Annotated in this window: 15 protein-coding genes; 9 read left to right on the top strand and 6 right to left on the bottom strand. The window is 64.0% G+C overall.

Annotated features, from left to right (window positions below):
* Positions 1-70: 70 nt before the first annotated feature.
* Positions 71-1,597: an amino acid permease gene (locus tag JW897_RS10185; protein WP_048412091.1), complete on the bottom strand. Its 1,527-nt coding sequence runs from the start codon at positions 1,595-1,597 to the stop codon at positions 71-73.
* Positions 1,598-2,399: 802 nt separating this feature from the next.
* On the opposite strand from JW897_RS10185, the gene JW897_RS10180 reads away from it, so the two are divergent.
* From JW897_RS10180 to JW897_RS10150, 7 genes are all read left to right on the top strand, one after another.
* Positions 2,400-3,380, top strand: coding sequence for an isocyanide synthase family protein (locus tag JW897_RS10180; protein ID WP_048412092.1), 981 nt, complete (start codon positions 2,400-2,402; stop codon positions 3,378-3,380).
* A 35-nt stretch (positions 3,381-3,415) separates the two neighbouring features.
* The gene (locus tag JW897_RS10175; protein WP_205466003.1) at positions 3,416-5,152 is read left to right on the top strand and encodes an L-tyrosine/L-tryptophan isonitrile synthase family protein; all 1,737 of its coding nucleotides are present in this window, start codon (positions 3,416-3,418) and stop codon (positions 5,150-5,152) included.
* 207 nt (positions 5,153-5,359) lie between these two features.
* Positions 5,360-6,613, top strand: a complete 1,254-nt coding sequence (locus tag JW897_RS10170; protein ID WP_205466002.1) for a glycosyltransferase — start codon at positions 5,360-5,362, stop codon at positions 6,611-6,613.
* Positions 6,614-6,728: 115 nt separating this feature from the next.
* Positions 6,729-7,982: an MdtA/MuxA family multidrug efflux RND transporter periplasmic adaptor subunit gene (locus tag JW897_RS10165; protein WP_338030564.1), complete on the top strand. Its 1,254-nt coding sequence runs from the start codon at positions 6,729-6,731 to the stop codon at positions 7,980-7,982.
* A 15-nt stretch (positions 7,983-7,997) separates the two neighbouring features.
* Entirely contained in the window at positions 7,998-11,099 is a 3,102-nt protein-coding gene (locus tag JW897_RS10160; RefSeq protein WP_205466000.1) for an MdtB/MuxB family multidrug efflux RND transporter permease subunit, read from the top strand.
* Positions 11,096-14,194 carry a multidrug efflux RND transporter permease subunit gene (locus JW897_RS10155; RefSeq protein WP_205465999.1) on the top strand — a complete coding sequence of 1,033 codons (3,099 nt, stop codon included), beginning with the start codon at positions 11,096-11,098 and terminating at the stop codon, positions 14,192-14,194. Before JW897_RS10160 ends, JW897_RS10155 begins: the two co-directional genes overlap by 4 nt.
* A 5-nt stretch (positions 14,195-14,199) precedes the next feature.
* Entirely contained in the window at positions 14,200-15,591 is a 1,392-nt protein-coding gene (locus tag JW897_RS10150; protein WP_240352160.1) for an efflux transporter outer membrane subunit, read from the top strand.
* Between the two features lie 577 nt (positions 15,592-16,168).
* Here the strand turns inward: JW897_RS10150 and JW897_RS10145 are convergent.
* The 3 genes from JW897_RS10145 to JW897_RS10135 all read right to left on the bottom strand — a co-directional run bounded on the left by JW897_RS10145 (position 16,169) and on the right by JW897_RS10135 (position 18,664).
* The gene (locus JW897_RS10145; RefSeq protein WP_048412098.1) at positions 16,169-16,429 is read right to left on the bottom strand and encodes a hypothetical protein; all 261 of its coding nucleotides are present in this window, start codon (positions 16,427-16,429) and stop codon (positions 16,169-16,171) included.
* 791 nt (positions 16,430-17,220) lie between these two features.
* Positions 17,221-18,228 carry a protein kinase family protein gene (locus JW897_RS10140; protein ID WP_205465997.1) on the bottom strand — a complete coding sequence of 336 codons (1,008 nt, stop codon included), beginning with the start codon at positions 18,226-18,228 and terminating at the stop codon, positions 17,221-17,223.
* A gap of 28 nt (positions 18,229-18,256) precedes the next feature.
* The gene (locus tag JW897_RS10135) at positions 18,257-18,664 is read right to left on the bottom strand and encodes a CesT family type III secretion system chaperone (RefSeq protein ID WP_205465996.1); all 408 of its coding nucleotides are present in this window, start codon (positions 18,662-18,664) and stop codon (positions 18,257-18,259) included.
* Between the two features lie 273 nt (positions 18,665-18,937).
* Between JW897_RS10135 and blaCRH the strand changes: the two genes are divergently transcribed.
* The gene (gene blaCRH / locus JW897_RS10130; RefSeq protein WP_205465995.1) at positions 18,938-19,810 is read left to right on the top strand and encodes a CRH family carbapenem-hydrolyzing class A beta-lactamase; all 873 of its coding nucleotides are present in this window, start codon (positions 18,938-18,940) and stop codon (positions 19,808-19,810) included.
* 279 nt (positions 19,811-20,089) lie between these two features.
* Here blaCRH and JW897_RS10125 read toward each other — a convergent pair whose 3' ends face one another.
* On the bottom strand, positions 20,090-20,563 hold the full coding sequence (locus JW897_RS10125) for a hypothetical protein (protein ID WP_205465994.1): 474 nt from the start codon (positions 20,561-20,563) through the stop codon (positions 20,090-20,092).
* 23 nt (positions 20,564-20,586) lie between these two features.
* On the opposite strand from JW897_RS10125, the gene JW897_RS10120 reads away from it, so the two are divergent.
* Positions 20,587-20,811: a hypothetical protein gene (locus tag JW897_RS10120; protein WP_205465993.1), complete on the top strand. Its 225-nt coding sequence runs from the start codon at positions 20,587-20,589 to the stop codon at positions 20,809-20,811.
* A 456-nt stretch (positions 20,812-21,267) separates the two neighbouring features.
* On the opposite strand, the gene JW897_RS10115 is transcribed toward JW897_RS10120, so the two are convergent.
* On the bottom strand, positions 21,268-23,808 hold a 2,541-nt coding region (locus tag JW897_RS10115), incomplete at its 5' end, for a LysM peptidoglycan-binding domain-containing protein (RefSeq protein ID WP_205465992.1).

Genomic DNA, 23,808 nt, shown 5'->3' with positions numbered 1-23,808 from the left:
GCAAAAACAGCCCGGCAAAGCCGGGCTGTCAGCGGACGGCCAGCCCAAGGCTGGCAGAATTCACAGAGGGTCAGCGCGTGGCGGCGGCCAGCTTGCTGCCCTGGTTCTCTTGGCGCAAGGCGCGGGCCTTGACCAGGGCCTCGCTGAAATCAATCTCTTCCAGCGCCACCATCCGGGTCTTGTGCTTGAACTTGTAGCCCAGCCACAGCGCCAGGAACAGCGGGATGCCCAGATAGGTGGCGATCACCGCGCTCCAGTCGATATGGCCGCCGATGAAGGCCTCGTAGTTCTGGCCCAGCATGATCAGCAGGCACAGCGCGAAGGCGAACAGCGGCCCCAGCGGGAACCACTTGGCCTGGTAGGGCAAGTCCGCCAGATCGTGGCCCTGCTTGACGTAGCCGCGGCGGAAGCGGTAGTGGCTGATGGCCACGCCCAGCCAGGCGATGAAGCCGGTCATGCCGGAGGAGTTCAGCAGCCACAGATAGACCGCGTTGGTTTCAAACAAGGAGGTCAAAAAGCACAGCGCGGCGATCACGCTGGTGGCGTACAAGGCGTTGCGCGGCACGCCGTTGCTGGACAGCTCGGCGAAGCGCTTGGGCGCCATCTTGTTGCGCGCCATGGTGTAGAGCATGCGGGTGGACGCGTACATGCCGGAGTTGCCGGCGGACAGGATGGCGGACAGGATCACCGCGTTCATCAGGCTGGCGGCCATGGCGAAGCCGGCGCGGTTGAACACCAGGGTGAACGGGCTGGCGCCCACGTCCTTCATGTCGTTCTTCAGCAGCAGCGGATCGTTGTACGGCAGGATCAGGCCGATGATCAGGATGGACAGCATGTAGAACATCAGGATGCGCCAGAAGATCTGCCGCACCGCGCGCGGAATGGTCTTGCCCGGATTGGCGGACTCGCCGGCGGCGACGCCGATCAGCTCGGTGCCCTGGAAGGAGAAGCCCACGATCATGGCCACGCCGACGAAGGCGGCCAGGCCGCCGACAAACGGCCCCTGCCCCTGCTGCATCACCGACAAGCCCGGCGCGATGCGCTGCGGGTTGGGGTCGGTCATGATGCCGAAGATCATCAAAAAGCCGATGACGATGAAGGCGACGATGGTGGCCACCTTGAGCATGGAGCACCAGAACTCCGCCTCGCCGAAGCCCTTCACCGAGAAATAGTTGAGCACGAAGATGATCAGCAGGAAGCCGGCGCTCCATACGATGCCGGGCACCGCCGGATACCAGTAATGCATGATGATGGCGGCCGCGGCCAGTTCCACCGCCACGGTGATGGCCCAGTTGTACCAGTAGTTCCAGCCCTGGGCGAAGCCGAAGGCCGGATCGACGAAGCGCGAACCGTATACCTGGAAGGAACCGGACTCCGGCATGAAGGCGGCCATTTCGCCCAGGCTGGTCATCAGGAAGTAGACCATCAGGCCGATCAGGGCGTAGGCGATCAAGGCCCCGCCGGCGCCGGCCGACGCCACGGTGGCGCCGGAAGCCAGGAACAGGCCGGTGCCGATAGAGCCGCCGATGGCGATCATCGACAGGTGGCGCGCCTGCAAGGTGCGCCTAAGCTCTTGGCTTTCTTGCTTTTTTTCCATCTCTTTGTCTCAAGTGCGCCTGCTCGGCGACATGGCCTTCGGCTCGCTGCGGCCAGCCGGCGGCCTGTTGTCGCTACGACAGGCAGTCGTAATCGAAACGCAAAAGAATGACAGCAACCACGACTGTTGACTAGTCAAACATGGCTTTGAAGCTTAAAAAACGAAAATGTCATGTTCGCAAAGGAATATCGCACCCGGTTGGACTGCGTCCATGGCCCCGCTCAAGGTCTAGCGAGCGCCGCGCGGCGGAACTGTCGCGGGAATCATACAGTTTTCGCCTGCTCCGCCGGCCGCGGCCCGCCTCGGCGCTGCCGGCGCGACCGCGTCGCCGCACCGTGGTTGCATGGGAAAACTCACAGTCGACGACGGTCTTCCTTTATTTACAAATAAGAATGAATCTCATTTGCAAAAATGACAAATAAGACCTTGTCATATAAAGAGAAATTTAAATTTAATCCAAATTAAAACAAATAAGACATCACAAACCGTCACAATCGCATTTACAATTTTCACACCTCCCCATTGAATAAAAATCCACTCCAATCGAATAAAAACCTCTCGCCGCTTATTCAATAAACCCGTTCGCCATATCAATATAACGATTGCTCATAACTCTATAGCGGCTAATTTATTCGCCCCTGTCCAACATCTGCCATAAAATGGCCTCGCTTGCTGAAGCGAATCGTGTTTTTCCATTATTTACATTTTGGTCATCACATAACGATAAGCGAACCGCCCGCGCAGGAACGCGGGCAAGCCGCAATTCCATCGCTTTTGATTACACAACTCAATGAGATAAACCATGAACGCTATTGTCGATCCTGTTTTTCACCCTTTTGGAGTTTCCGATACGGATCTGGCCAAACAAATACTGGAGCGGGTTTTCAAACTGCGCCGCGTCCACCCGGAAGACCTCGCCGCGCCGGAAGACCTCGCCGCGGAGATGGCTCCGCACCTGCCCAGGATTCAAGCCGCCGTCGCCCGCCGCCAGCCGCTGCAAATGATTCTGCCGGCCTTCCCCGGCAAATCGCCCAATCGCAATAAAACCCTGGGCGCGATGCCCGATTTGGCGGAACGCCACGCGCTGGACAATCTGCACCAACTCTGCCGAGACATTCAAAGCCTCTACCCGCCGGGCGCTCAAGTCGCCATTTGCTCGGACGGTTACTGCTTTTCCGACGTGGTGTATATCCCGGACGCCGAAGTCGCCGCCTATATGGACGACTTGATTCGCTACGCGCGGCAACGCCACGGCGACAGCTTCAGCTTTTACGACTTGAAAGACCACTTCAGCTATATCGGCGACCTGGATTCGCAACGCGAAGAACTGCTGATTCTTTACAGCGACTCCATCGAACAAATCAAACGCCAATGCCAGGACGAGCCGGCGATGCGCGCGATGTACCAGGGCATTACCCGTTTCCTGTTCGAGGACGCGCAAGGCATGGAGCGCTTCGCCGGCCACAGCAAGACCAGCTTGCAGAAAATGGCGCGCGCCAACGCCTACCGGGTGATCCAGCGCAGCAACGCCTGGAGCCGGCTGCTGGAGCGCGCGTTTCCGGACAGCCTGCGCCTGTCCATCCATCCGCAATTCCGCGTATCCGCCAAGATAGGCGTGCGGCTGGTGGACAGCGCCGACGCCTGGCTGACCCCCTGGCACGCGGCCGCGATCAAGCACGAACACGGCGTGATGCTGAAAAAACGCAGCGACATCGACGAAAACCAATCCGCGCTGGTCTTTGTCGACGGCCGCCCCAGCCACTTCATCGCCACCGCCGCCTGACCCCCCGCCTTTCATCGTTCATTTCGAGTATCGCCATGCAAAACGAACCTCTTGTCGCTTCCATCGTCTCCATTCTGCTCGACGCCTTCCAGGGCGAAGCCGACCACCCGCAGCGCGAACCGCACCGCCAGGCGCTGAGCGCCCAAGTGGAGAGCTTCGTGCGCCGGCAACAGCCGCTGCAGCTGCTGCTGCCCGGCTTTCCGCTGAAATCGCCCAATACCCGGGACAAGACCGCGTCGGACCGGCCCGACTACGCCGAATACGCGGCGCTGCAGCGGCTGGACGAGCTGTGCCGCGCCATTGGCCGCGTCTACCCGGCCGGCTGCGGGCTGGAACTGTTCAGCGACGGCCTGAGCTTCCACGATCTGCTGGACATCCCGCGCGACACCGCCAACGACTACCATCGCCGCCTGCGCGCGCTCTACTCCAGCCCGGCGCTGCGCTGGCATGACTACGCCAGCGTCCAGCCCGGCTTCGACCGCCAGCGCGACCGCGCCGAAAGCGTGCTGCGCCGCTACCTGCCCGCCGCGGCCGCCGACTTCGCCCAAGCGCTGCCGGAAAACCAGGCCGGCCGCCAGCCGCAATGGCTGAGCCTGCTGCGCGAGGACAACGCGGCGCGCGGCATCGCGGAGGCCGAAGACTGGCCGCGGCGCGCGCTGCGCCTGGCCTGGCGCGGCATCGCGCTGGACGCGATGCTGGCCGAACATTTCCCGGACGCCATCCGGTTGACCATCCACCAGTCCGGCGCGCCCGGCGGCAAATTCCCCATCCGGCTGTCGCCGGCCCAGGCCGAGGCGGCGCTGCCCTGGCACCGCGTCTACCTGCTGAACCTGGCCGGCCGCGGCGAACTGGTCTCCAGGCGCCAGGCGCTGGACGCGCGCCGCGCCAAGGCGGTGAGCTTCGACGGCCAGCCCTGGCTTTATCTGGAGCAGGCCGGCGACGAATGGGAGGCTTGCGAGCTGTCGGTGATGCTGGCCGGCCGCTTCGGCCTGCTGATCGAGAACCGCCGCCCCGGCGCCAACTGCCTGTCGCTGCCGCGTCCGGCCCTGGCCCGCCTGGCCCAGCTGTTCGGCTTTGTCGCGCTGCGCGGCTTCGCCGTGGCCGACGAGGACAATCTGGTCGACTTCAGCGCCCAGTTCGGCACGCCCTACATCTGGCAGTTCGGCGCGGTGCACAAGGTCAAGCCGGAAGAGGACGCCGACGGCTTCGTCCACTCCTTCGAGGAATTGCCGCTGCACTGGGACCTGAGCATGCTGCCGGCCGACAATGAGTTCGTGCGCAAGAACCCGCGCTTCAGCGCCAGCCTGTTCGCGCTGTATTGCAAGACCGCGCCGCAGCGCGGCGAAGGCCAGACCACCCTGGTGGACGCGCGCAACATCCTGCGCCAGGTGCCGGCGGCCACGCTGGCCGAATGGGAAAAACTGGAAATCCGCTACCACACCAAGTTCACCTATTTCGGCGGCGACGCCCGCGTCTATCCGCTGGTGGAAACCCACCCGGACACCGGCGAATCCGTGCTGCGCTTCCAGGAAAACAGCAACTCCGAACTGCAGAAGTTCTTCGTCGACGTGGAAGAGCGCGCCGACGACTACCCCAATCTGGTGCAGGAACTGCTGGAGCGGGCTTACGCGCCGGAAAACCTGATCGAGCACGACTGGCACGACGGCGACCTGGTGTTGATAGACAACTACAACAGCCTGCACGGCCGCCGCGCGATGACGCGCGCCTCGCATGGACGCGAGCTGTGGCGCGTCCAGGTCCACCAAGGCTAAGAACCTGTTTACGATCTGCTGCGCTGCGGCGATACGGCGTTGAAAACATCTTCGAAATGCTCATGTACCGTATGTACATTCCGCTTTCTCAGCCGCAACGCCTTGTCTCGCCCTTGCTCGCGAGATCGTAAACACGTTCTAAGACCGCTCCACACCGTCCGGCCCCGCCGGACGGCGTCATCCCCACCTCTCGTCCCCTGAGCCGCCATGAACCCACGCAAGCAGAAAATCCTCTTCGTCGGCGAGGCCGTCACCCTGGCCCACGTCGCCCGCCCCTACACCCTGGCCGCCGCGCTGCCCGCCGCGGACTACGACATCCACCTGGCCGCCGCGCCGCGCTTCGACTATCTCTACCAGCGCCAGGACATCCATTACCATCCGCTGATCACCAAGAGCTGCGAAGACTTCCTCCACGCGGTGGACAACGGCAAGGCGCTGTACCGCCGCGAAGAAATCATCGCCTATGTCGAAGAGGAACTGCGCCTGATCGAACGCCTGGACCCGGACGTCATCGTCGGCGACTTCCGCCACTCGCTGGGCATCAGCGCCGCGCTCGCCGGCAAGCCGCTGGTCAATCTGATCAACGCCTACTGGAGCCCCCACCGCCATCCGGCGCCGCTGCCGGTGCCGGAACTGGCCAAGATCAATCTGCACCGCCTGCCCGTCATGCCCTCGCTGATGCGCTGGATCACCCCGCTGGCCACCCGGCTACTGGCCCGCTCGCTCAACCGCGCCCGCGCCCATTACGGCCTGGCGCCGTTCGCCAACTGCTTCGAGGCATGGAGCCACGGCGATCAAGTGCTGTACTACGACTCGCCGGAACTGGTGCCGCTGGGCCCGCTGCCCGCCCACCACCGCTACCTGGGCCCGGTCACCTGGTCGCCGGGCGGCGCGCTGCCGGACTGGTGGCCGCAGCTGCAAAACCGCCCCACCGTCTATCTGTCGCTGGGTTCCTCCGGCAATCTGGCGCTGCTGCCCACGCTGATTGACCAGCTGCTGGGCGAAGGGCTGCAAGTGATCGCCAGCACCGGCAGCCGCCAGCGGCTGCCGCAGCGCTCCGGCCTGTTCAGCGCCGACTTCCTGCCCGGCGAGGCCGCCGCCGCCCGCGCGGACCTGGTCATTTGCAACGGCGGCAGCCCCACCAGCTACCAGGCGCTGCAACAAGGCCGGCCGGTGATAGGCATCCCGTCCAATATGGATCAGCTGCTGGCGATGCGGCATATCGAAGCCTACGGCGCCGGCGTCGCGCTGCGCCGCCACCACATCGAAACCGGGCGGCTGCCGCCCTTGCTGCGGCGCATGCTGGCCACGCCGTCCTACCGCCAGCGCGCGCAGCAACTGGCTTGGCACTTCGCCGCCGCCCGGCCGGACCTTACCTTCCGTCAAGTCTTGCAACAATTCGACATACAATCGCCGGCGCAAGTAAAACCCGGTTCAAACAAGGAGCGCATAATGCCGTAAGCATCGACCATCGGCCTGCTGCGGCGCCCCCAACCGCCCATCCATGCCGGCGGTCGCCTTCGAACGATCCGGAGCGGCCCGCGCCGCTCCAACGCCGCATTCCTGGAGCCCCGCCGTGACCCAATCCGCCGCGCCTCGCCGCCCGTTTTACCGTTCCCCGCTGTGCTGGGGCCTTGTCGTCGCGCTCGCTCTGGGCGGCGGCTGGTGGTGGCGACAGCACGCGGCCGCGGACGCCGCGGGCCAACGCCGCGCCGCGCCGCCGGCGGCCGTGGGCGTGGCCGCCGCTCAGCTGCAAAACGTGCCCTTGCAGATCAGCGCGCTGGGCACCGTCAACTCCACCTACACCGTCACCGTGCGCAGCCGCGTGGACGGCCAGCTGGACAAACTGCACTTCGAAGAAGGCCAGCCAGTCAAACAGGGACAGTTGCTGGCGGAGCTGGACCCGCGCCCGTTCCAGGCCGCGCTGGCCCAGGCCGAAGGCCAATTGCTGCGCGACCAGGCCTTGCTGCAAAACGCCCAGCTGGACCTGGCCCGCTACCGCCAGCTGCTGGAGCAGAACTCCATCGCCAAACAACAGGTGGACACCCAGGCGGCGCTGGTGCGCCAGTATCAGGGCACGGTCAAGCTGGACCAGGGCGCGGTGGACAACGCCAAACTGCAGCTCAGCTACAGCCGCGTCAGCGCGCCGGTGTCCGGCCGCGCCGGCCTGCGCCAGGTGGACCCGGGCAACATCGTCCACGCCAGCGACGCCAACGGCCTGGTGGTGATCACCCAGACCCAGCCCATCAACGTGCTGTTCTCGGTGCCGGAAGTCAGCCTGGGGCAGGTGCTGCGGGCCAGCCGCGCCCAGCCCGGCCTCGCGGTGGAAGCCTGGGACCGCGACAACCGCAACAAGCTGGCCGACGGCAAGCTGCTGGCCATAGACAACCAGCTCAACACCAGCACCGGCACCGTCAATCTCAAGGCCCGCTTCGCCAACGCCGACGAGGCCCTGTTCCCCAATCAATTCGTCAATGTGCGCCTGAGCCTGGGCGAGCAGGAAAACGCCGTCACCGTGCCGGCCACCGCCGTGCAGCTGGGCAAGACGGGCAGCTATGTCTACACCGTCAACGCCGACAGCAGCGTCAGCCTGAACCCAGTGAGCGCCGGCGCGCGCGTCGGCGACATCGTCATCGTCGAGCAAGGCCTGAAGCCCGGCCAACGCGTGGTGGTGGACGGTCTGGACAAGCTGCGCGACGGAGCCAAGGTCACCGTGGTGGACCGCGCCGCGCAGAGCCGCCAGGCCGCCCAAGGCGCGGGCAAGACCGGACGCCACAAGCGCGACGGCAGCGGCCCTGCCGGCAAACGCCGCGCCTCGGCGGCGCAGTAAGCGCGGAGAGACGGCATGAATCCCTCGCGCCTGTTCATCCTGCGCCCGGTGGCCACCACCTTGCTGATGGTGGCCATCCTGCTGACCGGCCTCGCCGCCTGGCGCATGCTGGCGGTGTCCGCGCTGCCGGAAGTGGACTACCCCACCATCCAGGTGGTCACCCAATACCCGGGCGCCAGCCCGGAAGTGATCACCTCCTCCATCACCGCGCCCTTGGAGCGCCAGTTCGGCCAGATGCCCGGCCTGTCGCAGATGTCGTCCACCAGCTCCGGCGGCGCCTCGGTGATCACCCTGCAGTTCGGCCTGGAATTGAGCCTGGACGTGGCCGAGCAGGAAGTGCAGGCGGCGATCAACGCCGCCGGCAACCTGCTGCCGTCCGATCTGCCCAATCCGCCGGTGTACAGCAAGGTCAACCCGGCTGACACCCCGATCATGACCATCGCCGTCACCTCGCCCACCTTGCCGCTGACCAAGCTGGAAGACCTGGTCGACACCCGGCTGGCGCAGAAACTGTCGCAAGTGCCCGGCGTCGGCCTGGTCAGCATCAGCGGCGGCCAGCGCCCGGCGGTGCGCATCCAGACCAATCCGCGCCAGCTGGCCGCGCTGGGCCTGACCCTGGAAGACGTGCGCACCGCCATCGCCAGCGCCAACGTCAACCAGGCCAAGGGCAGCTTCGACGGCCCGCACCAGGCCTCTACCATAGACGGCAACGACCAGCTCAAGTCCGCCGACGAATACCGCGGCGTCGTCATCGCCTACCGCAACGGCGCGCCCATCCGCCTGTCCGACGTCGCCCAGGTGGTGGATTCGGCGGAAAACACCCGCCTGGCCGCCTGGGCCGGCGCCACGCCGGCCATCATCCTCAATGTGCAGCGCCAGCCCGGCGCCAACGTGATCCAGGTGGCGGACCGCATCAAATCCCTGCTGCCGCAGCTGCGCGACACCCTGCCCGGCGCGGTGGACGTCAAGGTGCTGAGCGACCGCACCGTGACCATACGCGCCTCGGTGGCGGACGTGGAGTTCGAACTGATGCTGGCCATCGCCCTGGTGGTGATGGTGATCTTCGTCTTCCTGCGCAATGTGCCGGCCACCGTCATCCCCGCGGTGGCGGTGCCGCTGTCCCTGGTGGGCACCTTCGGCGTGATGTACCTGGCCGGCTTCTCCATCAACAACCTCACCTTGATGGCGCTGACCATCGCCACCGGCTTCGTCGTCGACGACGCCATCGTGATGATAGAAAACATCGCGCGCTACATCGAAGACGGCGAAACGCCGATGGCCGCGGCGCTCAAGGGCTCCAAGCAGATCGGCTTCACCATCATCTCGCTGACCATCTCGCTGATCGCGGTGCTGATTCCGCTCTTGTTCATGGGCGACGTGGTGGGCCGGCTGTTCCGCGAATTCGCCGTCACCCTGGCGGTGCCCATCCTGATCTCCGCCTTCATCTCGCTGACGCTGACGCCGATGATGTGCGCGCGCCTGCTCAAGCATGTGCCGGAAGACAGGCAAGGCCGCTTCTATCACGCCAGCGGCCGCTTTTTCGATCGGGTGATCGCCCGCTACGGCCGCATGCTGAGCTGGGTGCTGGAACGGCAGACGCTGACCCTGCTGGTGGCGCTGGCCACCGTGGCGCTGACCGCCGCGCTCTACCTGGCCATGCCCAAGGGCTTTTTCCCGCTGCAGGACACCGGCGCCATCCAGGGCGTCAGCGAAGCCTCGCAGTCCATCTCCTTCGGCGCCATGGCGCGCAAACAGGAGGCGCTGGCGCAGCAGCTGCTCAAGGACCCGGCGGTGGACAGCCTGTCCTCCTTCATCGGCGTGGACGGCAACAACGCCGCGCTCAACAACGGCCGGCTGCTGATCAACCTCAAGCCCAAGGACCAGCGCGACGACATCCGCACCGTGCTGGCCAGGCTGCAAAGCCAGGCCGACGCGGTGCCGGGCATGGCGCTCTACCTGCAACCCGTGCAGGACCTGACCATAGATTCCCGTGTCAGCCGCACCCAGTACCAGTTCACGCTGCAGGCCACCAGCGCCGAGGACCTGTCCGCCTGGACGCCCAAACTGGTGGAAAAGCTGCGCCGGCTGCCGCAGCTGGCCGACGTGGCCGGCGACTTGCAGGACCAGGGCCTGCAAGCCTACGTCAACATCAACCGCGACGCCGCCGCGCGGCTGGGCGTCAGCACCGCCGCCATCGATAACGCGCTCTACGACGCCTTCGGCCAACGGCTGATCTCCACCATCTTCACCCAGACTAACCAGTACCGCGTGGTGCTGGAAGTGGACCCGCAGCACCAGCAGGACCCGCTGTCGCTGAAGAGCCTGTACGTGCCCACCGCCAACGGCGGCCCGGTGCCGCTGGACGCGGTGGCCAGCATAGAAGAGCGCCCCACCGCGCTCGCCATCAACCACCTGGGGCAATTCCCCACCGCCACCGTGTCCTTCAACCTGGCCCCGGGCGCCTCGCTGGGCGCGGCGGTGGACGCCATCCGCCAGGCCGAGGCCGAACTGGGCCTGCCGGCCAGCATAGACACCAAGTTCCAGGGCGCCGCGCTGGCCTTCCAGGCCTCGCTGTCCAACACCCTGTGGCTGATCCTGGCCGCCATCGTCACCATGTACATCGTCTTGGGCGTGCTCTACGAAAGCTATATCCATCCCATTACGATCTTATCCACCCTGCCCTCCGCCGGCATCGGCGCGCTGCTGGCCCTGCTCCTGTCCGGCAACGATCTGTCGGTGATCGCCATCATCGGCATCATCCTGCTGATCGGCATCGTCAAGAAAAACGCCATCATGATGATAGATTTCGCGCTGGAGGCCGAGCGCGAACGCGGCATGAGCCCGCGCGACGCCATCTACCAGGCCTGCCTGCTGCGCTTCCGCCCCATCCTGATGACCACCATGGCCGCGCTGCTGGGCGCGCTGCCGCTGATGCTGGGCGGCGGCATGGGTTCCGAGCTGCGCCAACCGCTGGGCGTGGCCATGGTGGGCGGCCTGCTACTCAGCCAGGTGCTGACCCTGTTCACCACCCCGGTGATCTACCTGGCCTTTGACCGGCTGGCGCGCCGCCTCGGCCGCAAGGCCAAGCCGGAACTGAGCGCCGAGGGCGAAGCATGATCCCGTCCGCCCCCTTCATCCGCCGGCCGGTGGCCACCACCCTGTTGACCCTGGCCATCCTGTTGGCCGGCATGCTGGCCTTCAAGCTGCTGCCGGTGTCGCCGCTGCCGCAGGTGGACTTCCCCACCATCTCCGTCAGCGCGCGCCTGCCCGGCGCCAGCCCGGAAACCATGGCCGCCACCGTGGCCACCCCGCTGGAACGCGCGCTGGGCCGCATCGCCGGCGTCACCGAAATGACCTCGTCCAGCTCGCTGGGCTCCACCCGCGTCACCCTGCAGTTTGAGCTGGACCGCGACATAGACGGCGCCGCGCGCGACGTGCAGGCGGCCATCAACGCCGCGCGCTCCCTGCTACCCACCGGCATGCCGTCCAACCCCACCTACCGCAAGGTCAACCCCGCCGACGCGCCCATCATGATCATCGCGCTGACCTCGGACAGCCTGAGCCGCGGCCAGATGTACGACGCCGCCGACACCATACTCGGCCAGAAGCTGGCCCAGGTGGAAGGCATAGGCGACGTCAACGTGGGCGGCGGCGCGCAGCCGGCGGTGCGGGTGGAACTGAACCCGCGCCAGCTCAACCACTACGGCATAGGCATGGAAACCGTGCGCGGCGCCATCGCCGGCACCAACGCCAACCGGCCCAAGGGCTTCCTGGAAAACGACGAACGCCACTGGCAGGTGCAGGCCAACGACCAGGCCAACAAGGCCAGCGACTACCTGCCGCTGATCGTCAGCTACAAAGACGGCGCCGCGGTGCGCATCGCCGACGTGGCCGAGGTCAAGGACTCGGTGGTGGACCTGCGCAATGCCGGCCTCTTGGGCCGGCAGCCGGCGGTGATGCTGATGCTGTTCCGCCAGCCCGGCGCCAACATCATCGAAACCATAGACCGGGTCAAGACGCTGCTGCCGCAGCTGCAGGCCTCCATCCCCGCCGCCATCAACATGCAGGTGGTGATGGACCGCAGCCCCACCATCCGCGCCTCGCTGCAGGAAGTGGAGCGCTCGCTGCTGATCTCGGTGGCTCTGGTCATCCTGGTGGTCTTCCTGTTCCTGCGCAACGGCCGCGCCACCGCCATTCCCGCCATCACCGTGCCGGTGTCCCTGGTGGGCGCCTTCGCCGTGATGTACCTGGCCGGCTTCTCGCTCAACAACCTCAGCCTGATGGCGCTGACCATCGCCACCGGCTTCGTCGTCGACGACACCATCGTGGTGCTGGAGAACATCTCCCGTCACATCGAGGACGGCATGAAGCCGATGCAGGCCGCCTTGCGCGGCGCGCGCGAAGTGGGCTTCACCGTGCTGTCCATGAGCGTCTCGCTGATCGCCGTCTTCATTCCCATCCTGCTGATGGGCGGCGTCATCGGCCGGCTGTTCCGCGAATTCGCCGTCACCCTGTCCGTGGCCATCCTGGTGTCGCTGCTGGTCTCGCTGACCACCACGCCCATGCTGTGCGCGCGCTGGCTCAAGCCGCGCGAAGAACGGCCGCCCGGCCGGCTGTTTCAATGGAGCGAGCGCGTCTTCGACGCCATGCTGGACGGCTACCGCCGCAGCCTGGACTGGGCCTTGCGCCACGGCCCGCTGATGATGCTGATCCTGGCCGCCACCATAGGCCTCAACGTCTACCTCTACCTGGCGGTGCCCAAAGGCTTCTTCCCGCAGCAAGACACCGGCCGGCTCAACGGCATGATACGCGCGGACCAAAACATCTCCTTCCAGGCCATGCAGCAAAAGCTGCAGCGCTTCATCACCGTGGTCAGCCAGGACCCGGCGGTGGACAAAGTCTTGGGCTTCACCGGCGGCGGCCAGCGCAACAGCGCCAATATGTTCGTCAGCCTCAAGCCGCTGGGCCAACGCCAGGAAAGCTTGGACCAGGTCATCGCCCGGCTGCGCAAGACCCTGGCGCGCGAACCCGGCGCCCAGCTCTTCCTGCAAGCGGTGCAGGACATCCGCATCGGCGGCCGCTCCAGCAACGCCCAGTACCAGTACACTCTGCAAGGCGACGACCTGGCGGAACTGCGCGAATGGACGCCCAAGGTGCAGCAAGCGCTGATGAAGCTGCCGATGCTGGCCGACGTCAACACCGACCAGGAAGTCAAAGGCCTGCAAACCACCCTGGTGTTCGACCGCGACGCCATGGCTCGGCTGGGTCTGACCCAGGCCCAGGTGGACGCCGCGCTCAACGACGCCTTCGGCCAGCGCCAGGTGTCCACCATCTACAACGCGCTCAACCAATACCGCGTGGTGATGGAAGTGGCGCCGCAATACTGGCAAGGCCCGGACGGGCTGGACAGCATCTTCCTGCAGACGCCGGGCGGCCAGCCCACGCCGCTGTCCGCCGTCGCGCGCTGGGCGCCCGGCAACACCGCGCTGTCGGTCAACCACCAAAGCCAGTTCGCCGCCGCCACCGTCTCCTTCAACCTGCCGCCGGGCGCCGCGCTGTCCGACGCCACCGACGCCATCAATCAGGCGCTGGACGGCGTAGGCCTGCCCAGCAGCATCCACGGCAGCTTCCAGGGCAGCGCCAAGACCTTCCAGGCCTCGCTGGACAGCCAGCCGCTGCTGATTCTGGCCGCGCTGATCGCCGTCTACATCGTGCTGGGCATGCTGTACGAAAGCGTGGTGCACCCGGTCACCATACTCTCCACCCTGCCCTCGGCCGGCGTCGGCGCCTTGCTCGCCATCATCGCCACCGGCGGCGAATTCAACGTCATCGCGCTGATAGGCGTGCTGCTCTTGATCGGCATCGTCAAAAAGAACGCCATCATGATGATAGACTTCGCGCTCAACGCCGAGCGCGAACAGCAGATGACGCCGGAACATGCGATACGCCAGGCCTGCCTGCTGCGCTTCCGCCCCATCATGATGACCACGCTGGCCGCGCTGTTCGGCGCGCTGCCGCTGGCGCTGGGCCGCGGCGACGGCGCCGAACTGCGCACCCCGCTGGGCATCTCCATCGTCGGCGGCCTGCTGCTCAGCCAGCTGCTGACCCTGTACACCACCCCCGTCGTTTACCTGTATCTGGACCGCTTCCGGCTGTGGTGCCGCCGCTGGCGGCCCGCGCGCGCCGCGCTGAACCGCGGAGCCGAGGAATGAAACCCATGAAAACACAACGCCTTACGCTGGCCTGCGCGCTCTTGCTGGCCGGCTGCGCGCTGGGCCCGGACTACACCAAACCCAAGCTGGACGTGCCGGCCGCCTATAAGGAAGACGGCCGCTGGAAAAGCGCTCAACCTCAAGACGCCCTTTCGCGCGGCGACTGGTGGCGCATCTACCAAGACCCGCGGCTGGACCAACTGATGGACACCCTGAACCGGCAAAGCCCCGGCATCGCCCAGGCCGAAGCGCAATACCGCCAGGCCCAGGCGCTGCTGAAACAGGCCGAAGCCGGGCTCTTCCCCAGCCTGGGCCTCAGCGCCGGCCAAAGCCGCGGCGTCAGTTCCCCCGGCCAAGCCGCTTCCACCAGCTACAACCTGAGCGCCAACGCCAGCTGGGAACTGGACCTGTGGGGCGGGCTGCGCCGCTCGGTGGAAGCCGGCTCCGCCAAGGCCCAAGCCAGCGCCGCGCAACTGGCGGCGATACGCCTCAGCACTCAGGCGCAGCTGGCCACCGCCTATCTGCAAATCAGCGTCGCCGACCTGCAACTGCGGCAACTGCAGGCCAATGAACAAGCGCTGGCGGAAACACTGAAGCTGACCCGCAATCAATACCAGGCCGGCATCGTCTCAGACGCCAACGTGGCCCAGGCCGAAAGCCAATGGCAAAGCGCCCAGGCGCAACGGGCGGACAAGCAGCTGACCCGCGCCCAGCTGGAACACGCCATCGCCGCCGCGCTGGGGCAGACGCCGGCCAGCTTCAGCCTGCCGGCGGCCGGCGCCGAGCCGCGGCTGCCCGCCATCCCCGCCGGCCTGCCCTCGCAACTGCTGGAACGCCGCCCGGACATCGCCGCCGCCGAGCGCGCGGTGGCGCAGGCCAACGCCGAAATCGGCGTCGCCCAGGCCGCCTTCTTCCCCACCCTCACCCTGTCCGCCAGCGGCGGCTACCGCGGCGCCAGCTTCGCCGACTGGGTCAGCCTGCCCAACCGTGTCTGGTCGCTGGGCCCGGCGCTGGCGCTCAGCCTATTCGACGCCGGCCTGCGCAGCGCCCAGAAAGAACAAGCCATCGCCGCCTACGACGCCAGCGTCGCCGGCTACCGCCTGGCCGTGCTGTCCGCCTTCCAGGGCGTGGAAGACAACCTGGCCGCGCAGCGGCTGCTGGGCGAAGAAGCCGCCTCGCAACAAGCCGCGCTGGACGCCGCCCGGCGCGCGGAAACCATCACCCAGAACCAATACCGCGCCGGCACCGTCAGCTACCTCAATCTGCTGACCGCGCAAAGCAGCCGCATCAACGCGGAAACCACCTTGTGGAACGTGAAGAACCGGCAATACGCCGCCAGCGTGGCGCTGATCGCCGCGCTGGGCGGCGGCTGGCAGGAGGCGACACCCGCCCCGTGACGAACGACCGCGCTTAGGGAGGGAGGAGCCGTAGGCGATACCCGCCAGCGGTCTCGGTGCTTCGCCTGATCCGGCAACGCCTTCTTTCACCCTGAGCCGCGAGGCGGCTGACGGGAGACGCGCGCGGTTTGCGATTATCTGACCGCTGCCAACAAGCCCCGCATCCAAGACGCCCCAGCCCCCTGCAAACAACCTCCGCGTGGGTATCGCTGCGCCCCTCCCACCCGACCCATGACCGGCGGCCACACGTAGGGTGGGAGGAGCCGTAGGCGATACCCACCAGCGATCCCTATGCTTCGCCCGCTCCAGCACCGCCGTTTCGCTCTGGGCCGTGGAGCGGCTGACAGGAGACGCGCGCGGTTTGCGATTATCTGGCCGCTGCCAACAAACCCCGCATCCAAAACGCTCCACCCACCTGCAAACAACCTCCGCGTGGGTATCGCCGCGCTCCTCCCACCCTACCCATGACCGGCGGCCGCGCGTAGGGTGGGAGGAGCCGTAGGCGATACCCACCAGCGGTCTCGGTGCTTCGCGCCTTGTTTCGCTCTGGGTCGCGAGATCGCAAGCGCAGCCTCTGTCAAACCGCATGGTTCAAGGCCGTGGCCGCTTCCTCACGAACATTGTCCAGCATGCCGTGATAGTCCTCCATCGCCCAGCGCACCAAGCGGCACAAACCGGCAATGGGCTCGCCGTCCTCGGAGCCCAGGCTCAGGCACAAGCGCTCCGCCGCCTCCACCGCGGGGATCACCAAATCCAAAGCCTCCAGCCCCAGCTGGCTGGCGTCCAGCACCTCGCCCAGCAAGCGCCGCCGCTCGTTCACATCGCACAAGGAAGTCATCGCCAAGCCTCCTGTAGCCAGGACAGCGGATCAAGGGACAGAGAAAGGAAAAAAAGGAAGAATCGCATCGCGGCCTCCAAGTCGTTTCCGGAGAGAAGGCCCGCTCGTGCAGCAGGTTTGAGCAGGCACGTGACAAGGGTAGAAGACCGGCTTACTAGACCAACGACCGGCAGCCACAAGGGCTCCTCGCCACGGCCCGCCCCAAATGGGCATGCGTAGCGCGCAGACATAACGGTGTCCAGACGGACACTGCTGGTCTGCGGTCTAGTAATTACAAATGGGCTTCTACTCCCGGCGCGGCGTGATTTGGCGCAGCGCGAGCCACAGGGTACTGAGCCGGGCAAGCAGCGTCAAGGCGCCGGCGTCGCGGGCGGAAAGAAAGCCAAACGGCGTGCTTCCCATGCAGGAGCACGCCGTTTCCACAGCCATCCGTCAGACGGATGAGCAGTGGCTAACAAAACTCAGTTTTACGACCTAGGCAAGTCGGCGCAACGCAGGATCAGGGGTTTTCTCAGCCGTTCTTAGAACCTGTTTACGATCTTGCGAGCTAAGGCGAGACAAGGCGAAAACAAGCGAAAAAGCGGAGTGTACATGCGGTACATGAGCATTTTGAGTTTGTTTTTAACGCAGTATCGCCGACGCGCAGCAGATCGTGAACAGGTTCTTAGAGCCGCTAACAAAACCGAGCAGCGTACCTGAGCCAAGGCGCGCCGACGCAGAAAACGAAGTTTCTGCGAAGCTACAGTACCCGTAGTACGACAAGGAGGCGCAACGCAGGATCAGGGGTTTTGTTAGCGGGTCTTATTGAACCAGCCCGCCATCTGCAGCTTTTTGACGTTGACATTGCGCGCCGGGCTGTCCTTGCCCAGCACCTGATCGAACTCGCGCATCGCCGCCAGATAATCGCCCTTCAACGGCTCCGGCACAAAGCGATAGCCGCCCTTGACGTAGTCATGCACGATCTCGCTCATCACGCTGCGGCACACCTCGCCGCGTCCGTCCGCCTTGAACATCAGGCCGAAATCCACCGGCACCACCTCGCCGCCTTCGGTTTTGACGAAATTGGCCGAAGACGGGTCTCCCATCATGAAACCAAGACGGAACAACTCGCCCACCGCGCCCTTCACCTCCTCCGTGGAGGGCGTCGAGCCGGCGATAAAGGGCATCGCCAGCGTATCGCCCTGCATCCGCGCTTCCGGCAAGGCCCGCTGGCTGGCCTTGAGATGGCTATTGCACATCGCCAGCTCATGAGCGACGGCGCTCTTGTCCATCGCCTTGAAGGATTTGACCACCATATCGCCGTCCTGCTGCACCCGGCCGCGGGAGCCGGCGGCGCTGAAACCCTTGCCGGCGCCATCGGCCTCGACGCGCGGCGCGGACTGCGGCGCAATCGCCAACCTGGCCGGCGCGGTCTGAACCGGCCGTTTCTCGGCCACCACCGGAGCAGGCTCATCGGCAAAACGCAAACGGCGGGTGCGGCTAGCGGCAGCCGGCTCATCCGACTGCGGCTCGGCGCGACGGCCATTGGAGACGGTATTCAGGCTGGTCATCAGATCAACCAGGCGGAAACGACGCGATCCCGACTCCGCCTGCAGCGGGTCCAGCTGGCGCAAAAACTCACTGGCGCGCCGGGTCTGATCCGGATGCAGCAAGTAAGAACGGCCGGTGTACAACACCAGAGTGCCGTCCTTGCGCATGCCGATACGCGCCTTGTCCGCGTTGACATCGGCGCAGCTCTCGCGCAAAGCCTGGGCGGATTGCAGCCCGCGCATGGGGATATGGGTGGAAATGGTGGTCATGAAAGTCCTTTTCTTAGGAGATTGCCCATCAGGGCTTATAGACGGAACCGAGGTTTAACAACTCCTCAGCGCAGACAATCACCGCGTCCAGAGCGGCCGCCATCGACGGCAAATCGCAACCCTGGCACGGCAGCCGCAGCCAGCAACTCAGCCGCTCGTCCTGATCTAGGCTCACCACCGGCTGCCAGACTTGAAGCGCCAGCTGATTGCGGCGCAAAGCCTGCGCCAACACAGCGGGACCGGGCGACGGCAAGGCGTCGCCAAGGTCCGCCTGCATGAACCAGCTATCCTGATCGAGATAGACAAAATGGAGGGAAAAGCTCTGCTCCAGCTGCAGACTGAGCACCTCCTGATCCGCGGCCAGCTCCGGCGCGTCAAAACCCAGGTGTTGCAACAGCTCCGCGACGCAACGATGAAAGGCGATCAGGTCCGGCATGAGAATCCTGCAAACGAAATGGCGAATGCCGCTTTATACCCTCGCCCCTCCGCCGCGCACTTCCAGAATTCGCCCAAGCGCGCCGCCTGCGCCGATGTGAAACGGCCGCCTCTCAAGACGGCCGCGCGCCTGCTGACGCCAGGCGGCGGCCCCCTGTTTCAACGCCGCAGCCGGCACGAAAAGTTACAGACGTTACAGTTTCCGCGATTTACAGCCCAAGCCTTCGCCATCAGGATAGCGCCACACTCTCAACCAGGCAGAAGGAAGCAAACCATGTTCAAGCATCTGATTTTATTCGCATCGCTGGCTGCGCCGCTGACCCAGGCCGTGGCGGCCGATCCGCTCGCCGTCGCCGCCGACAAGCTGGCCAAACTGGAACGCGATTTTGGCGGCAGCATCGGCGTCTACGCCATCGACACCGGCTCCGGCGCCACCGTGGCCAACCGCCCCAACGAGCGCTTTCCTCTGTGCAGCTCCTTCAAAGGCTTTCTGGCGGCGGGGGTGCTGGCGCAAAGCCAACAAAAACCCGGCCTGCTGGACAAGCGCATCCGCTACAGCAAGACGGCTCTGCCTAATTGGTCCCCGGTTACCACCAAACAGCAAGCAAACGGCATGACCGTGGCCGAGCTCAACGCCGCCTCCGTGCAATACAGCGACAACGGCGCGGCCAACCTGCTGCTCAAGGAAATCAACGGCCCCGCCGCTCTGACCGCCTTCATGCGCTCCATCGGCGACGCCAGCTTCCGCCTGGACCGCCTGGAGCCGGAACTGAACTCCGCCATCCCCGGCGACCCGCGCGACACCTCCACCCCCAAGGCGGTGGCGGAAAGCATGCAAAAACTGGCGCTGGGCAAGGCGCTGGCCGAAACGCAACGCCAACAACTGGCGGACTGGCTGAAGGGCAACACCACCGGCAACGCCAGAATCCGCGCCGCGGTGCCGGCCGGCTGGGAAGTGGGAGACAAAACCGGCACTTGCGGCGTCTACGGCACCGCCAACGACTTCGCGGTGATCTGGCCGCCCAAGCGCGCGCCCATCGTGCTGGCGGTCTACACCAAGCACGCCAAGAAAGAAGCCAAGCACAGCGACGAAGTCATCGCCGCCGCGGCGCAGGCGGCGCTGCAAGCGTTCAATGTGAAGAAATAAGGCGGGATGAGGCGCGGCCGAGGGGCCGCGCTACTGGCAGCGGGCCATGACGTAGGTTCAGGCTCTGGTTTACTTGGTGAATACGCAATAAAAAATCGTTACAAGCAGCGGCTCTTTGATGAGGTTTTCAAGGACCATCAGCATACCGTGGGCAAGCCAACTGACTCCTACTGTAGTGGCTACCAATTCAGGCCATATAAGGAGCCGTGATAATAGCGACCCACCCTATTCAAAAACACATGGACTACACATATGAGACTAGACTCCTAGTCCATCACACTATATACCCTGAATAAGCCCGACCCCACTTGCTAAAAACAGTTGAGTTTGCTCATCATTAGCAGGTTCTAAGCCACCGAAAAAATTAGCCACCTCAAACAAATCAGCAACACTCTTGGCCCATTCATACATATCTTCGGAACGAACCATCCCTCCTTTTCTACAATCCTCAGAAGACAAAAAAACCACCAAGTCATTCAAATTACCATAATGAATAACCTGAAGGGTTGCTCCTCTTATCAATCTTGTTCCAATTTCCACTTCCTCCATATTTAGAAGTATGGCCACATCCTCCTCTTGCGAAGCAAGCCTCCGCCAAAATCCGGCATCAACAACGTCACTTATAGCCAACGGTTCATCACCATCGCGAATAACGTTTTTGACATTCCTCTCATGCCCAATCAAGCTTAAGACACAAGGAGCCACCTTTAAAGGTGGTACGTTTTCAAACACAAACTCTAACAATCCATTCATTCTTGCTGCTCCAACTGAAAAGCTTGCGTCAACAGGATGCCTCGCTGCACCCGATCGACCCGCTGCTGCATCAGCTCGACGAATCCTGCCAGCATTTCGATCACAGCCTCCATCTGCTCAGCCTGGAACTCAACCAAGTCAGCACCGCCTTGTCGGTGCTGACGGCGATGCTGGAACAATCCAAGCTGGACACGCTGGAGTGCGAGCAGGTGTATTGCCTGCTGGAGCCTTTCGCCCACCGCTTGTAGCAAACCACGATGCAGATGCAGGAACTGGCTTGAGCCTTATAACCGACCAAAGCCACGCGAGGGGCTTTTGGAGAGGCTTGGGCTTTAAGCTGTGGCGCGGCCAAAGCTTGTGTTGCTAAGGTGCTGCGTGGGCAAGCCTTTTGGCTTGCCCACCCTACTTGCTACTTGCTTATGACCACCTCATCACAAACTATGCTCCATGTACCACTCTGTGCATCTTCTAAAGTTAACGCGACACTATCTCGTGTTTCAACAGCTCGTTGGTTTATATGAGTAGTCTTCTTACTCATAACATACTCCCCCACAAGGGTGATTCTTTGTCGTGGCTCTCCATTCTGCATGAGCATCGCATTGCACCCATTGAATGAATCTGCCTCCCCACCTCCCTCGCATGCAAAAACAGTTACACCATTAGACAAGCGAAAGACATTTCTCACAATCAATTCTATTATCACACTACAATCCTTTATCTCTAAGCATTTGAAGAATTCGAATGTCTTCATTACTTAAACCAAGCATTTTTTGGTGCCTAATCATGAAATCTTTGACATGTGTTTCGGCACTGCCTAATCCACTAGGTCCCAATCTATCAACCACTCCAATGCGGGCTTGTGTTCCATGTAGAAACTCTTCCAAAACAGCAGCCTTACTTGGATTCTGACGCAAAAGAATGCTGGAGTTGTTGACACCTCCCACAGACGCCTCCGCTCCAAAGTAATCTAGCATACGGAGCTCGTCCGACCCCGGCTGAGCAATTATTAAAGAGCGTTTATTACCAACAGCTGTGAGCAACTCTTGGGATGCAGGCTCAACACCCATTAACTCACTAGGGCTACGCAAGGAGCCATACTGTATTTTGCTTGCTCCCACCTCACCATACCGTGCTACCACTCCCCGCTCAACCGTCCCGACCATACCTCCAACGGGTGCCCCAAACATCAAGAACGTCTGTGCCGCTTCACCCACCGCAGCCATCGTATAACCAGCCGCGCTGATATAGTTTCCCTTGGCGTACTGCGAACGCGCCAATTGCGTGCTGCTGTAGCCAGTCATGCTCTCGAAGAGGTTTTTAAAGCTATTGGTCGCCCGAGAACCGTATTCTCCTGCCCAGGACCACGGGTTATCTTCCATCACCCCCAAGCCGCCACCATTATAGCCGCGCTGGAACGCCGCCCACGCGCCTTCGTCGAGGTGGCGTGGTCTACCTATGGCTTCAACTCTAGATGGATCATAGTTAGCCTCGGCTAGAGAATTACCCCCATCAACCGTAGAGATCGCCATATCATCATCGTCACCAGCAGGTAGCACCAATCTTGAACCTGACTCCTGTGCCTTAGCCGCTGTCGCGCGTTGCGCCATCGGTTCGTCGTCCACCACGCCATAAGCAGCCTCGCTGCTCAATGAATCCAGGCTGAGCCAAGCCGGTTCCAGAACCTCCGCCCGGCCGCTAAAGCCCCAGTCGCGAACCTGCTTGGCAAAAGCCGCCTTCTGCTGTTGCCGCTTCAGATCTCGCTGTTGGATGCCATCCACCACCTGATCCCCCAGCGCGCTGCCAAACGATTCCGCCGCGATCGCGCTCCAGTTTGGACGTTGGCCGGTCAGTTGCGACTGAATGCCGCCCGACACCAGACCGCGCGCCGTGCCTTGCGCCAGGCTAGTGAAGGAATCGTTTAGTGTATCGAGAGTGGAGAGATCATTCTGTGTGCCGAAGGTGACCTGGCTACTGGCTAAAGCGCCGACACCGCTGGCCGACACCGCGGCCCAGTTGAATCGCTTCTGCAAACCGGTGGCCACCGCCACGCCCTGGGTGACGGCGTTGCCCGCCGCCGCCCGCAGCGCGATTGGCGCGTTTTTCAGCGGATCGCCCAGCAGCCCGGCCCCCATGCCGGCGCTCACCCCCGCGCCAAGCGCGTTCATGCCCACCTGGCTCCACGAGAACTGGTCTTGCATCCCCATCGCCATCGCCACGCCCTGGCCGGCCATTGAGGCCACCGCGCCCGCCGCCGCGTAGCCGGCGAAGGTGGCCGCGGCGCCGGCGGTTACGGTAGCCGCTGCCGCCGTGCCCGCCGCTACCGGCGCCGCGCCCAGTACCGGGATCAACGACTGGCTGAAGATCGGGCCCAGCGTCACCACCGCCACCACGGTGACAATGGCGACGAAGATGGAGCCGAAACCACCGCAGCCCCCTCCACCTCCGCGCTGTGGCGGCGGCGGCGGATCCGGCAGCGTCGGTGTCACATCCCCTATCGCCTCGCCCGGATTGTATACCCGGTAGGTGCCGCTGTTGTTGTGCACATTCGCAACTTTATTCGGCACTTTCAGCACTTGGCCGGCCATCAACGCCTCGCTACCGCTCAGGCTGTTGGCGTCCGCCAGCAGATACCACATCGCCTGGTCGCCCCACAGCGCCGCCGCCAGGCTTTGTAGGCTGTCCCCCGCCTTCACCGTGACGAAGTCCGGCGTCTGCCCCGGGTAATTGGGGGTAATCGGCTCGTAGTTCTGGTCGAAGTCGGCGCTGTTCACCGGCTGGCCTTCGCGGTACCGGTCTTTGCGGTTGCCGATCTGGCTTTGCGCCAAGGCTTGCGCGTAGTCGACCCGGCTGGCGCCGTCGTTGCCCACCGAGCCGATCTGCTTGCCGTCCAGAAAGTAATAGTCCTGCCGCTTGTAGGTGCTGCCCTTGGCGATTTCCTCGCGCTTGAGCACCAGGCCCTGGGCGTTGTTGACGTAGCGGAGGCTGCGGTTTTTGGTTTCGTCGCGCGCTTCAACGAGGTGGCCGTTGACGTTGTAGCGCAGACGGGAGTAGCCGCTCTGCCAGTTCGGCGCGTCCTTGTTGTACGGTTTGGAGGTGATGGTGCTTTGCTTGGCCTCATCCCACCATTCATAGCCGTAGTAACTGCTCACGGTGGTGCCGCTATCGGTCTGCACGCTACGGTCCAGCGTGCCATCGGCCAGGTAGTGGTAGGTGGTGCTGGCGCCGTCCCGGGTTTGCTGCAGCAG

This window comes from Chromobacterium alkanivorans, from assembly GCF_016937655.1.
GTDB classification, from domain to species: Bacteria; Pseudomonadota; Gammaproteobacteria; order Burkholderiales; family Chromobacteriaceae; genus Chromobacterium; species Chromobacterium alkanivorans.
The sequence above is the reverse complement of the archived record's forward strand: the minus strand, read 5'-3'. Positions and strand labels throughout refer to the sequence as shown.